At 47.8% G+C, this 13,681-nt stretch carries 16 protein-coding genes and 1 tRNA gene; 12 read left to right on the forward strand and 5 right to left on the reverse strand.

What is annotated here, in order from left to right; translation table 11 throughout:
* Window positions 1–107: 107 nt before the first annotated feature.
* From B067_RS0100860 to B067_RS0100875, 4 genes are all read left to right on the forward strand, one after another.
* Window positions 108–1,265, forward strand: a complete 1,158-nt coding sequence (locus B067_RS0100860) for a murein hydrolase activator EnvC family protein (RefSeq protein ID WP_240472815.1) — start codon at window positions 108–110, stop codon at window positions 1,263–1,265.
* 84 nt (window positions 1,266–1,349) lie between these two features.
* A complete protein-coding gene (locus B067_RS0100865; protein ID WP_019528153.1) occupies window positions 1,350–2,720 on the forward strand; it encodes a S41 family peptidase in 1,371 nt (456 codons plus the stop codon).
* 9 nt (window positions 2,721–2,729) lie between these two features.
* Window positions 2,730–3,554 (forward strand): divergent polysaccharide deacetylase family protein, encoded by an 825-nt coding sequence (locus tag B067_RS19285; RefSeq protein ID WP_019528154.1) that lies wholly within the window; start codon window positions 2,730–2,732, stop codon window positions 3,552–3,554.
* A 166-nt stretch (window positions 3,555–3,720) separates the two neighbouring features.
* Window positions 3,721–3,945: a DUF6316 family protein gene (locus B067_RS0100875; protein WP_240472816.1), complete on the forward strand. Its 225-nt coding sequence runs from the start codon at window positions 3,721–3,723 to the stop codon at window positions 3,943–3,945.
* Between the two features lie 64 nt (window positions 3,946–4,009).
* Here B067_RS0100875 and hisF read toward each other — a convergent pair whose 3' ends face one another.
* The 3 genes from hisF to hisB form a co-directional block, all read right to left on the reverse strand.
* On the reverse strand, window positions 4,010–4,783 hold the full coding sequence (hisF, locus tag B067_RS0100880; protein ID WP_019528156.1) for an imidazole glycerol phosphate synthase subunit HisF: 774 nt from the start codon (window positions 4,781–4,783) through the stop codon (window positions 4,010–4,012).
* Window positions 4,784–4,821: 38 nt separating this feature from the next.
* Complete coding sequence (gene hisH / locus B067_RS0100885) at window positions 4,822–5,472, reverse strand: imidazole glycerol phosphate synthase subunit HisH (RefSeq protein WP_019528157.1); 651 nt, start codon at window positions 5,470–5,472, stop codon at window positions 4,822–4,824.
* A gap of 151 nt (window positions 5,473–5,623) precedes the next feature.
* Complete coding sequence (hisB, locus tag B067_RS0100890; protein WP_019528158.1) at window positions 5,624–6,217, reverse strand: imidazoleglycerol-phosphate dehydratase HisB; 594 nt, start codon at window positions 6,215–6,217, stop codon at window positions 5,624–5,626.
* A gap of 143 nt (window positions 6,218–6,360) precedes the next feature.
* Here hisB and mutY point away from each other — a divergent pair, with 143 nt between their 5' ends.
* The 8 genes from mutY to B067_RS0100930 all read left to right on the forward strand — a co-directional run bounded on the left by mutY (window position 6,361) and on the right by B067_RS0100930 (window position 12,346).
* On the forward strand, window positions 6,361–7,407 hold the full coding sequence (gene mutY, locus B067_RS0100895) for an A/G-specific adenine glycosylase (RefSeq protein WP_019528159.1): 1,047 nt from the start codon (window positions 6,361–6,363) through the stop codon (window positions 7,405–7,407).
* A gap of 16 nt (window positions 7,408–7,423) precedes the next feature.
* Window positions 7,424–7,696 (forward strand): oxidative damage protection protein, encoded by a 273-nt coding sequence (locus tag B067_RS0100900; protein ID WP_019528160.1) that lies wholly within the window; start codon window positions 7,424–7,426, stop codon window positions 7,694–7,696.
* An 86-nt stretch (window positions 7,697–7,782) separates the two neighbouring features.
* Window positions 7,783–7,858, forward strand: a tRNA-Phe gene (locus B067_RS0100905).
* A gap of 787 nt (window positions 7,859–8,645) precedes the next feature.
* Entirely contained in the window at window positions 8,646–9,641 is a 996-nt protein-coding gene (locus B067_RS0100910; protein ID WP_019528161.1) for a CsgG/HfaB family protein, read from the forward strand.
* A complete protein-coding gene (locus B067_RS0100915) occupies window positions 9,634–9,978 on the forward strand; it encodes a hypothetical protein (RefSeq protein WP_019528162.1) in 345 nt (114 codons plus the stop codon). The genes B067_RS0100910 and B067_RS0100915 overlap by 8 nt, the downstream gene beginning before the upstream one ends.
* A gap of 1 nt (window position 9,979) precedes the next feature.
* On the forward strand, window positions 9,980–10,360 hold the full coding sequence (locus B067_RS19290; RefSeq protein ID WP_019528163.1) for a DUF4810 domain-containing protein: 381 nt from the start codon (window positions 9,980–9,982) through the stop codon (window positions 10,358–10,360).
* A gap of 1 nt (window position 10,361) precedes the next feature.
* Window positions 10,362–11,012, forward strand: a complete 651-nt coding sequence (locus tag B067_RS0100925) for a DUF799 domain-containing protein (RefSeq protein WP_019528164.1) — start codon at window positions 10,362–10,364, stop codon at window positions 11,010–11,012.
* Window positions 11,013–11,410: 398 nt separating this feature from the next.
* Window positions 11,411–12,346 (forward strand): HPP family protein, encoded by a 936-nt coding sequence (locus B067_RS0100930; protein WP_019528165.1) that lies wholly within the window; start codon window positions 11,411–11,413, stop codon window positions 12,344–12,346.
* A gap of 117 nt (window positions 12,347–12,463) precedes the next feature.
* On the opposite strand, the gene B067_RS21995 is transcribed toward B067_RS0100930, so the two are convergent.
* The gene (locus B067_RS21995; RefSeq protein ID WP_205619930.1) at window positions 12,464–12,601 is read right to left on the reverse strand and encodes a hypothetical protein; all 138 of its coding nucleotides are present in this window, start codon (window positions 12,599–12,601) and stop codon (window positions 12,464–12,466) included.
* A 170-nt stretch (window positions 12,602–12,771) separates the two neighbouring features.
* Window positions 12,772–13,509: a class II aldolase/adducin family protein gene (locus tag B067_RS0100940; RefSeq protein ID WP_019528167.1), complete on the reverse strand. Its 738-nt coding sequence runs from the start codon at window positions 13,507–13,509 to the stop codon at window positions 12,772–12,774.
* Window positions 13,510–13,681 lie beyond the last annotated feature (172 nt).

The raw sequence follows: 13,681 nt of genomic DNA on the forward strand, positions 1-13,681 counted from the left end.
CAGGCGTCGTTTATCGACGCCTGTTATGCAAACCATCTCGACTAGCCAACATAAGCCAAGACAACCCAACACCCCATCGATAATAATAAGGCTGCCTAATGGCCCGTATGCTTAGCAAATCCGCAAGCTGGATTTTACGCTTCACCCTTAGCATAAGCCTATGCCTGAGCGCTTATGCACAGGCCGACGACAGCCGCGCCAATAAAGCGCAACTGCAACAGCTCAACAGTGAAGTGGCACAATTAAAAAAATTACTCTCGGGCTTTCAGTCACAGCGCTCTGAACTGGAAAACACCCTGCGGCAATCTGAGGTCAATATAGGTCAGCTGCAAACGCAAATCCGCAAAACCCAACAACAACTCGATAGCGAACAAAAGGCACTGCAACAATTGCAAAGCCAACGCCAGGCGCTACAAGGCCAAAAGCGGCAGCAGCAGCAGCAAATCGAACAGCAGATACGCTCGGCCTTTCAAATCGGCCAGCAGAAAAAACTAAAAGTGTTACTCAATCAGGAAGACCCAGAAAAGCTCAGCCGAGCGCTGGCCTATTACGATTATTTTAATCGCGCCCGCGCTGAGCAAGTGGCCGCCTATGCCGACACCATCACCAACATCAATAAACTAGAGCCCGCCATACAACAAAAAACCGATAATTTGCAGCGCGCTAAAGCGCAGCTGCAACAAGAGCACCAAGCCCTGCTCAGCAACAAAACCAATCGAGAACAAAGCCTAGCCAAAATTAACAGCAGCATTAAAAACAAGCACCAGCACCTAACTAAACTCAATCAAGATAGAAGCGAACTAGAGCGCTTAATCGAAGCGGTAGAGCAAACCATTGCCAACATCAGCATACCCAGCGACTATCGCCCCTTTGCACAGCTCAAGGGCAAACTACCTTGGCCACTGGCAGGCAAGCCCAGCAATAGCTTTGGCAGCGCCCGCGGCGGCAGCGAGCTGCGCTGGCAGGGCATTAATATCCCCGCCCAGGCCGGCAGCAGCATTAAAGCCATACACCATGGCCGAGTGGTGTTTTCCGATTGGCTGCGCGGCTACGGCCTGCTAATAATTATTGATCACGGCGATGACTATATGAGCCTATACGGCCACAGCCAAAGCCTACTGCGCGAAACCGGCGACTGGGTTAGTGCCGGTGAAACCATAGCTACCATAGGCAACAGTGGCGGCCAACAACAAAACGGCGTGTACTTTGAGATTCGCCACAGCGGCAAGCCCAGCAACCCGGCGCTATGGTGTAAACGCAGCTAAACTGACACTGGGCGAGAAGCCGGTTACAATCAACCCGCCGGGCTAAAACACGGTTAGCCTCAGCCCAATCAATAAGGACTTTCCATGACGCTATCGCCTTTTTCACGGGCCACCCTGCCCAGCTTAGCGCTATGCGCAGCGCTACTTTCACTCAACAGCCACGCCCAAGACAGCGAGAGCACAGCCCACAGCAACGCAGCCAGTGCCGACGACGAGCCAAAAGCCGTTTTGCCGCTAGATGAACTACGCACCTTTGCTGATGTGTTTAACCACATACGCCTGAGCTATGTCGAAGAAGTAGACGACGAAACCTTATTGGAATACGCCATCCAAGGCATGCTAGAAGGCCTAGACCCACACTCCAGCTATTTAAATGAAGAGTCCTACGACGACCTACAAGTCAACACCTCCGGTGAGTTTGGCGGCCTAGGTATGGAAGTAGGTATGGAAAACGGCTTTGTTAAAGTCATCTCTCCCATAGACGACACCCCCGCCGATAAAGCCGGCATAGAATCCGGCGACCTCATTATTAAGCTGGGCGACCAACCGGTAAAAGGCCTAAACCTCAACGAAGCAGTAAAACTCATGCGCGGCCCCAAGGGCAGCAAAATTGTTATTACCGTGGTTCGCGAAGGTGCTGCGCAACCCTTTGAACTCACTCTTAAACGCGACACCATTAAAGTAGCCAGCGTCAAAAGCAAAGAGCTGGACCCCGGCTACCACTATGTGCGCATAGCGCAGTTTCAAGCCAATACCGGCACCGAATTTGCGGCCATACTGAAAAAAATTCACAGCAGCCAAGAGCCCCTTAAAGGCCTGATCCTAGATTTACGCAACAACCCCGGCGGCGTACTGCAAAGCTCGGTAGAAGTGGTAGACGCGCTAGTCAAAGAAGGCCTAATCGTTTACACCTTGGGCCGCATAGAACATGCCGACTTTCGCCACTCCGCCACCGGTAGCGACCTCATAGACGGTGCCCCCGTGGTAGTACTGATTAATGGCGGCTCAGCCTCGGCTTCAGAAATAGTGGCTGGCGCCCTGCAAGATCATCACCGCGCCGTCATCATGGGCACCAACAGCTTTGGTAAAGGCTCGGTGCAAAGCGTAGTGCCCATCTCCGAAGACCGCGCCATCAAACTCACCACCGCCCGTTACTACACCCCCAGCGGCCGCTCTATACAGGCCCAGGGCATAGCCCCCGATATAGAAGTTGAGCACGCCAAAATTGAAACCATTAAAACCCGTGGCGGCATTACTGAGGCAGACCTCAAAGGTCATTTAAAAAGCGGGGACGGCAGCGAGAGTGACAGCAAAGAGCGTCGCAAAAAAACTAACACCGCGCTATTCAACCGCGACAATCAATTGTATGAAGCTCTCAACTTACTTAAAGGCTTAAACATTCTTAGTGCCGGCAAAGCCCAGGCTGACACTAAGCCTGCTAGCGCAGCGCTATAACCGGCCGTGATGAAAAAGCTGTTACCGCTACTACTATTGAGCTGGCTAAGCTTGGCCAGCCACGCCGAGCTGCCCAGCATTATTATCGTCATCGACGATATAGGCCACAGCTATGAATTAGGGCAGCAGGCTATACAGCTGCCCGGCCCGATCAACTACGCCGTGTTGCCTCACAGCCCCAATGGCCAAAGGCTGGCAGAGCTGGCCCACCAGCAGGGCAAAGAAGTATTACTACACGCCCCCATGAGCACCGTAGACGGCACCCCTGCAGGGCCAGGCGAGTTAGGCCCGCAACTTAACCAGCAACAATTTATTTATCGCCTGCAACAAAACCTCAACAACATCCCCTATGTGGTCGGCCTCAACAACCACATGGGCAGCCAGCTCACGCAAATGCCCAAGCCTATGGCTTGGCTGATGGCCGAACTTAAACGCCAACAGATATATTTTTTGGATAGCCGAACCAGCCCGTTAACCGTGGCCGAACAAACTGCCCAGCGCTATCACATCCCTCATTTAAAACGCGATGTCTTTTTGGATAACCAGCGCAGCCACGCCGCCATTACTAAGCAGTTTGAAAAACTATTACGCCTAGCTAACAAGCAAGGCTATGCCGTAGCCATAGGCCACCCCTACCCAGAAACAATTGCGGTGTTAAAACAGGCGCTGCCCAGCCTAGCCCTACGCGGTTACAAACAGCAACTGGTCTCTCGCTTTTTAACACCGCCCAGCACCCCCTGCCCAGCGCATAACAGCCTAGATTATCTACTCAATAAACCTTGCCGCGACGAAGGCCCCACCCCTAACACCGCCGCCGTGGCGACAATTAAATAGCACCAAAACACAGCCTTGCGCCAAAAAAAACACCCGACCTACTTTTAATTCGACAAATACAGAAAAACAGGGATAAACGGCCAAAAAAACGGTTCCATAAAATGGAAATCGCGCTAAACTATTAGCAACTTAACAAGAGCTGAGATTGAATCTAGCCATGAGCGATATGATGCATAGATCCGAAGATGTGTACGGCGCACCAGTCCCGGTCAGAACTGATCGTTTTTTCGCAGCGCAGGGAGCTTGGTATTTTTCCACTAGAGAGGGCTCTTCTATAGGTCCCTTTGACGATAAAAATGAGGCCAGACGCGGCCTTAATGATTTTATCGAGTTTATGACCTTGGCCGAGCCCAGGACATTAGACAAGCTGCACAACGCACTCGCCAGCTAACGCTCAAAAATTTTATACAAAAAAGCCCAGTCTATGCTGGGCTTTTTACGTTTTGCACTTTAGCTTACAAACGCACTTCCACGCCTTGCTCAGCCATATAACGTTTAGCCTCAGGCACGGTGTATTCACCAAAGTGAAAAATACTCGCGGCCAATACCGCATCAGCACCGCCTTCTTTTACACCATCTACCAAGTGCTGCAAATTACCGACGCCACCTGAGGCTATAACAGGCACGCACACCGCATCACTAATCGCCCGGGTTAACGCCAAATCAAAACCTTGCTTAGTGCCGTCGCCATCCATGCTGGTTAATAAAATCTCACCGGCACCGTAGGCTGTCATTTTTTTTGCCCACTCTACCGCATCTATACCGGTAGCTTTGCGGCCACCGTGGGTAAAAATCTCCCAGCGCAGCGGTTGGCCTTGAGCACTAACCCTTTTAGCATCTATGGCTACCACTATGCATTGTGCACCAAATCTATCGGAGGCTTGTTTGACAAAATCAGGGTTATAAATAGCCGCCGAGTTAATCCCCACTTTATCGGCACCGGCATTTAACATGGCGCGTATATCTTCCACCGTGCGTATGCCGCCACCTACGGTTAACGGAATAAAAACCTGCTCGGCAATTTTTTCTACCGTGTGTATGGTAGTGGCGCGGCCTTCGTGAGTGGCGGTGATATCTAAAAAGGTGATTTCATCAGCGCCCTGCTCGTTGTAACGTTTGGCCACTTCTACCGGATCGCCGGCATCGCGTATATCAACAAAGTTAACGCCCTTAACCACACGGCCGTTCTCTACATCTAAACAGGGGATTATGCGTTTTGCTAAAGCCATAGTCGTTACTCAACTGCGCCATACGCGCCTATAAAAAATTAACTCTGGCCATCCCAGGCTAAAAAGTTTTGCAGCAACTGCAAGCCTGCGGTGCTGCTTTTTTCAGGGTGAAACTGCGCGGCAAACACATTGTCGCGGCTGATAGCGGCATTTATGCTTACACCGTAATCGGTGCTACCTGCCACTAAGCTCGCATCTTGCGCCTGCACATAAAAGCTGTGCACAAAATAAAAGCGTTCGTCTTGCGGAATTTTAGCCCACAGCGGATGCGGTTTTTGCTGATGTACATTATTCCAGCCCATGTGCGGCACTTTTAATTTTTCACCGCGGGCGCCTTGCAAATGCTCGCCAAAAAATTTGACCTCGCCGGGGTAAAAACCTAAACAGTCTACGCCACCATTTTCTTCGCTGCGCTGCATCAAGGCCTGCATGCCCACACAGATAGCGAGCAAAGGCTTAGTCTTCATCGCCTCGGCTACCACCTGATCTATACCCAGCCGTAAAATTTCCGCCATACAATCGCGTATCGCGCCCACACCGGGAAATAATACGCGGTCAGCCGCTAGAATTGTTTCGGGGTCGCCACTCACCAACACTTCAACATTATCGCCCACATGCTCAAGCGCACTGGCCACCGAGTGCAAGTTACCCATGCCATAGTCTATGACTGCAATAGTAGATTTTGCCATGAATTAGCCAACCTAAATAAAAATAAAAGAGGTAAAAGAATAACGCCAAGCTATTAAGGCCTGACGTTACTAGAGCTTACAACATACCCTGCTACAACACCCCCTACTACAAGACGCCTTTCTACAGCGTAACTTTCTACAACGTGCCTTTCTACAACGTGCCTTTGGTAGAAGGCATAATGCCAGCCATACGTGCATCAGGCGTTAAAGCCATACGCAGGGCGCGGCCAAAAGCTTTAAACACAGTTTCGGCCTGGTGGTGAGTGTTTTTGCCACGCAGGTTATCTATGTGCAAGGTGACTTGCGCGTGATTGACAAAACCGTGAAAAAACTCGGCAAATAAATCTACATCAAAGCCTCCTACACTGCCGCGCGTATAAGGCACGTGATACTCCATGCTGGGGCGACCAGAGAAATCGATAACCACGCGCGACAATGCCTCGTCTAAAGGCACATAGGCATGGCCGTAACGGGTCATGCCTTTTTTATCACCCATAGCCTTTGCAAAAGCCTGACCTAGGGTAATACCTATGTCTTCAACGGTGTGGTGATCATCTATATGTAAATCGCCTTTAGCGCAAACATCTATATCTATCATACCGTGGCGGGCAATTTGATCCATCATATGATCTAGAAAAGGCACGCCTGTTTCAAACTTGCCTTCGCCTTTGCCATCGAGATTAACCGATACCGTAATTTGGGTTTCTAGGGTATCCCGTGAAACAGTGGCCTTGCGGTCCGCCATAATAGTCTCCAATCGACTGTAGCCTCGGAGTGATAAAACATCAGCATCCAAGTATTTAGCTGTAAAGCTGGTTATTATAAAAAAACCCCAGCATGATTACACCATCTCTTTTCACCTGTACCTGACTATATCCTAAATACCTTATGTCCAAAGCGTTTAACTTCAGTGCCGCCGTACTCAAATGGTTTGATCAACACGGCCGCAAAGACCTACCCTGGCAACATAACATCACCCCCTACCGAGTTTGGGTGTCGGAAATCATGCTACAGCAAACCCAAGTAGCAACGGTTATCCCCTATTTTGAACGCTTTATGGCGCAGCTGCCCACCGTGCAAGACCTAGCTAAAGCTAGCGAAGACGAGGTGCTGCACTTATGGACAGGGCTGGGTTACTACAGTCGCGCCCGCAACCTGCACAAAACCGCACAAGTCGTCTGCCACGACTTAGCGGGGAAGTTTCCCAGCGAGGTCGAGGCCCTTTGCGAGCTGCCCGGCATAGGCCGCTCCACCGCCGGCGCCATTAGCGCCATAGCCTTTCAGCAAGTGGCCGCCATTTTAGATGGCAACGTCAAACGCGTGCTGGCCCGCTGCTATGCCATAGCCGGCTGGCCCGGTAAAGGTGATGTATTAAAAGCTCTGTGGGCACAGGCCGAGCAGCTGAAACCCAATAAGCGCATAGCCGACTACACCCAAGCGATGATGGATTTAGGGGCCACCCTCTGCAGCCGCAGCAAACCTCAGTGCCAGCGCTGCCCCTTGCAACAACACTGTCAGGCCTATGCCAACGACAGCCAAACCGACTACCCCGGTAAAAAGCCGAAAAAAAACTTGCCGGTAAAAGCCACCTGTTTACTCATACTGGAAAACGAACAAGGCGAACTATTACTAGAAAAGCGGCCCAGCAGCGGTATTTGGGGCGGGCTGTGGATATTCCCGCAGTTGGAAAGCCCTCTAGACATAGACCAGCATCTAGAGCAGCAGCAACTACACAGCTTGGGAACTCAACAACAGTGGCCCAGCTACCGCCACAGCTTTAGCCACTACCACCTAGACATCACCCCCGTGCATATCAAGGTGCGCGATCCCGGCCAGCAAGTAGCCGAACGCCAGCAGCTCTGGTATAACAGGGCGCAACCGGCCAATATCGGGCTAGCCGCGCCCATTAAAAAATTACTCGCCAAGCTAAACTAATCTTTTGGAGCCCTTCATGGCACGCACCGTCTTTTGCAAAAAATATCAGCAACAATTACCCGGCCTCAACGCCCCGCCATACCCCGGCCCCAAAGGCCAAGACATTTTCGAGCAGGTTTCACAAAAAGCTTGGCAGGAATGGCAAAAGCACCAAACCATGCTAATTAACGAGCGCCACCTCAGCATGATGGACGCCAAAGACCGCACATTTTTACAGGAGCAAATGGACAAGTTTCTCAGCGGCCAAGACTACGAACTAGCCGAGGGTTACGTGCCCGAAAACAAATAATCACAAGGACTTGACTCATAGCCAAAGAGCCTGTTTAATACGCGCCTCCTGTAGCCCAGCTGACTTGATCACTGGTTGTACAGCAGGCCCGGTTAGCTCAGTCGGTAGAGCAGGGGATTGAAAATCCCCGTGTCGGTGGTTCGATTCCGCCACCGGGCACCATTATTTATAAGTAGACCCACATTTGGCAACGAATGTGGGTTTTCTTTTTTTAGATCGTAGGAATCGAACCACGTGGTTCGATGCATGAATGCCATCCTTGGCATTCACCCTACGGGCAGCCTAGCGGCTGTGTTAAACGGCTTTCCTGCCGTTTAATCCGCCACCCACATCATCACTTGAAACAAACTCATATTTAGCAACGAGTACGGGCTTTCTTTTTTTAGATATTAGGGAGCAAACCACAGTGGTTCAATGCATGAATGCCATCCTCGGCATTCACCCTACGGGCAGCCTAGCGGCTGTGTTAAACGACTTTCCTGCTGTTTAATTCGCCACCCCAGCCCAGAGAACCAACCCTTTTACTCGACCCAATCACACATCAATATACTCATTAATCAACATAATAGGGTGACGCAATCAGAGAACCACGCCTTTAGAAAGACTAGCTAATACCCTCATAAGGCATGGTGATTCATAAGCTAACCTAGCCGACCCATCTAAAGACCTAAGCATGCTATTTTAATTATCATCAAGGACACCTTGATATATTTGTCACATATCACACATTAATTGGCCATTAATCCCCCGAACACAAGCCTACCCATCCACCCATCTAACAAAAAAGCACATAAATATTATTTATAACAACACTCACCCTTGACCAGCACAAGTACCATCAGGCAACCTACGACCATTAAAATACGAATAATAAATTAAACTTTTCATGGATTAGTGAAAGTAATAACAATCTTAACCGCACTCAAACATACCCAACAAAGGAACGGATATGAAAGCATTGCTTCCCAGCAGTAACGTCAGCTTGATAATTACCGCATGCATTCTTCTTCAAGCTTGCGCAATTCAACCTAAACCACCCATTAAAACAGCAGCTCCAGTCAGTATAGAAGAGCAAAAAGCCGCTCAACAACAAGCAATACAATCTTCCACTATTAAAAAGCTAACGCTCAAAAGAAAGGTAGCTTTAGGCAGAATAACTAATGAGACCATGCATGGGAAAAGCATGCTAAGAGACTCTCATAACGACCCACTAGGCAAGCAAGTCTCTGACATGCTAAGCCAGCGGCTGATAGAAAGCGGCCAATTCTTAATTATTGAGCGCCCTGACATCTCACGCCTCAAATCTGAATCAGAACTTTCTGGCTCAGAGCTAAATATTGTGGGCGTTGACAGCTTAATCATGGGCTCTCTGACAGAATTTGGTAGAACAACCACAGGCTCCACAGGTTTTTGGTCTAAGTCCAAGAAACAAACCGCAACAGCAAAAGTTGCAATGCGGCTGGTTGATACAAGTAATGGCTTAGCTTACTTTAGCGCCACTGGCGCTGGAGAAGCATCAACGGAATCAGGGGAAAGTGCTTTTTCTGGTTCCACGGCCTCTTATGACGGCGCATTAAATGACAAAGCCATCTCTAATGCCATATCTGATGTTGTGGATGATATTATACGCAATTTGAACAACAGACCTTGGAGCACCTACATATTAAGTAATAATAACGGCAACATCTATATAAGCGGCGGTGAACTTCAAGGCATCAAAAAAGACATGATTTTTGACCTCGTAACAAAAGGGAAAAAAATCAAGTCACCTCAAACAGGTTTTTTCATTACTCTTCCTGGAGAAAAAATAGCCAAGATTAGAGTTCTGTCCTCTTTTGGTGATTCTGAATCCAGCCAAGGTTCTATTACGAAAATCGTTTCGGGATCTATAGGCAACAAAAACATTAATGACTTAAAAGTAATGGAGAGCATCAACAATGATTAAGTTATTCACTATAGTCTTTACCTCTATTTTACTAGCCTTGACTTATGGCTGCTCCGGAACAACAGCCACACACACATCCGCTATCATTGATGACAGACCCGTTCTAGTTTTTAACTTTGAATCAGGAAAACCATCCAGTCCAGTTACAATTCTAATCGATAACTTAGCAATGGGAGACGCGATTGACTTTCAAAATGGCAAACAAGGTCTAAAAATTATTAGTGGCACTCATATTATTAAGCTCGAGTACAAAGGCAGAATAATCTTGGAAGATAAAATCTATGTTGGCCAAGGCTCGACCAGGACTATAAATATAAATCTAAACCAAGGAGGATAAAATGATTACTAGCAGCTATAAAAAACTAATAATAATCAGCATTACGCTACTTTTATTTGGCTGTGCAAACAACCAGGGAAGATGGGGGAACTATTCTAATGAGCTCTATACATATTACAAAAGTCCTACCGACGAAGAAAAGAATGAATTATTAGCAGAATTAGTGAAAATATTTAAAACCGCAGAGAAAAATGGAGCCTCTCCTCCTCCTGGCCTCTATGCAGAATATGGGACATTTCTATATGAACGAGGTGATTATCCGGGAGCCATTAACTACTACACTAAAGAAAAAAACTCTTGGCCAGATAGCACCCACTATATGAATGCTCTTATAAATGCACTCTCAAGCCAAATGCAAAATAATAATAAGGAAAACTCATAATATGAAAAAGTTAATTACTTCACTTATCATATTACTTGCGGCAGCTATTAGCGGGTGTGCAACACAAAAACCAACGCCTTATGATTGGTCTGCATTCCAAACCGCAAGCCCTAGCTCTATATTGATAGTCCCTGTACTCAATAAAACTATCGATGTAGATGCTCCTTTGTATGCATTGAGCACACTTTCCATTCCTTTAGGGGAGAAAGGCTATTATGTATTTCCGGTTAATACAGTTAAAACTACGCTAGAACAAGAAGGGCTATATGAAGGTGAGGCAATAAAACAACTAGGCACTCCAACTCTCGTAAATATGTTTGGTGCTGACGCCGTTCTTTATGTTGAAATTCAAAAATGGGAAGCTAACTACGCAATTCTCAGCACAACGGTTACAGTCTCAGTAGACTACCTTCTTGAGGATAGTCAAGGGAATAAAATTTGGTCTGAAAGCGTTACCACGGCCTACTCACCGCAAAACAACAATTCGGGAGGTGATCCTTTAGCAAACCTAATTGCATCCGCCATATCGGCAGCTATAACTCGTGCGGACCCGAATTATATACCGCTAATGATTCAAGCCAACAATCGAGCATTTATAACAGGCCATAGCGCATTACCACCAGGACCATATGCTAGAGTTGATAAGAAGTAAGCAACTTTGAAAACCATAACTAGACACTACTCTAGTTATGGTTAACTGCATATTTATTCTGCCCACCTCGGACTAATCAAAATTTGCATTGATCTATCATCAAAAGCCTGCACCTTGCCACCTATCTTTTAACCTCCCCCTATAACCTTGACGAACAACATCCCCATTGAAGCGGCATAGGCAGCCTAGCGGCTGTGTTAAACGACTTTCCTGCTGTTTAATCCACCACCTACATCACCACTTTAAACACCCTTATATTTGGCAACGCATGCGGGCTCATGAATAACATTTGCACAGCGCCTCCGTGCCCTTTACCATGCCGCCTCATTCGTTTTCACTTAGCCACCAGCCAAAAACCACTACCCCTGTGGTTAGACTTGATGCATTAAGGTAAGCCCGTGTTTAAAACACTCACCCAATTTATAGGCTTGGAACATAGCACTACCAGCCATAAAGAAAAATTTATCTCCGCCTTAGGCGCACTGCTAGGTATCGCTGCTATTTATGGCCTCTCGAGCCTATTCTTTTCGGGCTGGGCCGCTACCTTAATCGTAGCCTCTATGGGCGCTACAGCTGTGCTCTTGTTTGCGGTACCCCACGGTACCTTATCGCAACCCTGGGCGGTGGTGATGGGGCATGCGGTATCAGCCCTAATCGGCATTAGCTGCCAAAAATATTTAGGGCAATACGCCATTGCACCGGCCTTGGCGGTAGGCTTGGCCGTAGGTGCGATGAGTTATTTACGCTGCATACATCCACCCGGTGGTGCCACCGCACTCACCGCAGTAATAGGCGGGCCAGAAATCGCGGATCTGGGTTACGGCTATTTACTCAACCCTATCGCCTTAAATGTGCTGGCGATTATGGCCATCGCCCTTATCTTTAATAATTGTTTTTATTGGCGGCGCTACCCTCACGCCCTAATGGCCACCCCAGCCAAAGCTAGCACCACTAGCCAACCCCTGCATTTAAACCATGAAGATTTATCGGCCGCCATGCATGCTATGGACACGTATATAGACGTCAGTTCAGAAGAGCTGGCGCTGTTATTTGAAAAAGCCTGGGCTCATTCGCGGCTCAGCCGCAGCAAGCCTATAGATATAGGCGTGTTGGGCTGCTACAGCAATGCTGGCATAGGCAATGAATGGTGCATAAGGCAGGTGCTAGAAATGCCCAGCAACAGCAATGACAAAAACGCCCGTTTACTTTATAAAAATCTTGCGGGAGCCGATGTCCATAATTCGGGCATCTGCACCGCCGAAGAGTTTGCCCAATGGGCCAGTTTTGAAGTGGTTTTAGAGTTAGGGCGCTGGTCTAAGGCCATCCCTAAATAAGCTCGCCCAGCCATTGCGGCATGGTTACTCAATGGTAATGGTTATGCCGTAGTTTGCGCGATAGGGGCTATAGGCTGCATAGCTAGCTTTATACTGCTAACACCGGCAGCCTATAAACTAAAACAACTGGCTCGCCAACAATAAGCACTGGCCATAATTAAATAAAGCCTCAAAGTCAGCCATAGTTAAGCAAGGGTTGAGTATGGTTAGTTTTAGCGCCGACTTATCATCACGAGCTTCACCTAATACCGCCACACCTTGCACTAAGGCATCTTAGAGCTTGTGGTTGAGTTCATTAATATCGCCGTCACCATGCACACAACGGAACAGCACTGCCTTTAATCCGCCGCCCACATCACCACTTTAAACAAGTTCATATTTGGCAACCTGCGCGGACTTTATTTTTGAGATTGTAAGAAGTTTAATCACTCTAAATGCTTACCAATACCATTGCGTTCTAGCAATCTTAACAGTGCCGGCCACGTTGTTTTCTCGCTGTCACCAAACCTACTAATTTGGCTTTCAGCTTTTTCGCAAATTTCTTGAGAGGGCAACACTAACTCGCGTCCCATAGCCATAGCATCGATTTGCACTTCACAGGTTTTTTCTAAGTAATAGATTGATGTAAATGCATCGGCAACGGTATTGCCTACAGAGAAAGTGCCATGGTTGCGTAAAATCATCGCCTTGCAATCGCCAAGGTCGCGAACAAGCCGCTCTCGCTCACTATGGTCCAGAGCAAAGCCTTCGTAATCATGATAAGCAACTTTACCTATATCAAAATAAAACTGATTAACCGGCAACAACCCTTCTTTTAAAGTCGCTACTGCACACCCTGCTCTAGCGTGTAAATGAATTGCACAATTGTGGGCATTATCCGCCCTGTAAACTGCACTATGAATAGTAAAGGCGGCTGGATTAACATGCCCACCATTTACCGCATTGCCGTCGATATCAACTTTTACTAAATTAGATGCCGTGATCTCATCGAACATATAGGCCGATGGATTCAATAAAAATAGCCCCTCTTCATCAGGAACTCGCGCCGATAGGTGCGTCCAAATAAGGTCACTGAAACCATAAAAGTGACATAACTGAAAAGCCGCTGCCAAGTTAACACGCTGTTGCCATTCGGCTGCGCTGCAGTTAATGGGGTTACTCATACTCTATCTCCAGGTAGTCTGGTTTACTTGTAAATTAGGGTTATTGTCATAACACCTTCATTATAAAGACTAAACCCCATTAGCAACTACATAAAGCTATTTATACTCATGACATCATGCATAAAAATCACAACAAACGATTGCACACAGCTGAACTGAGGTTACTTCACCT

The sequence above is a fragment of the Dasania marina DSM 21967 genome (genome assembly GCF_000373485.1).
GTDB classification, from domain to species: Bacteria; Pseudomonadota; Gammaproteobacteria; order Pseudomonadales; family Dasaniaceae; genus Dasania; species Dasania marina.